Genomic DNA, 607 nt, shown 5'->3' on the forward strand with positions numbered 1-607 from the left:
AATAGGGCTAGTCCCCATCATTATTTTTGCTGTCGCTTTTAATGCCTTGTCAAATTTATATGTTGGGTATATCAAAGAGGCGAAAATCAAAACGTTGGTTGAATACTTAAATCACAGATCCACGTTTTTAGAGAGTGCCATTACCAAACAGATCGCCCAGCTCGACTTCAACTGTCAATCTGATGATATGAAAGTGTTGCGTGATCCTCGTTACTACAACCGCTACATTCGGTTTATTGGCATGACCACGGAAGATGGCGACTCGTGTTCAAGCGTAGGGATGCCTGTCTCCAAAGTTACGTCATCCGAACGGGTTCAATTAGATACCAACTTCTATATTTCCTTGATTCTACCGGAACACAAAGACCAAGCAGAATGGATGGTGATTTATGACAATCAGCACGTTGAGGTGTTTTGGGTTCTCGATAACAGTTGGGTAAAACAGCTTATTGCTGAGCCGTGTGAAGAGTGCTTATTCGTAAAATTTGAATATCACGAACCTATGTTTGGTGACCTTTCAATCAGTCGCGGCATGCCAAACATTATTGATGAAGACAATGCGCTATCGAGCGAGTTTTTCTTCTCTGACGAATCTCAGGCCAACATG

The 607-nt window shown here is 42.2% G+C and carries 1 pseudogene; it reads left to right on the top strand.

What is annotated here, in order from left to right:
* Position 1: 1 nt before the first annotated feature.
* Positions 2 to 607 (top strand): annotated as a pseudogene (locus R7P74_RS27695) (EAL domain-containing protein); the annotation flags it as partial.

It is taken from the genome of Vibrio sp. 2033 (assembly GCF_033339735.1).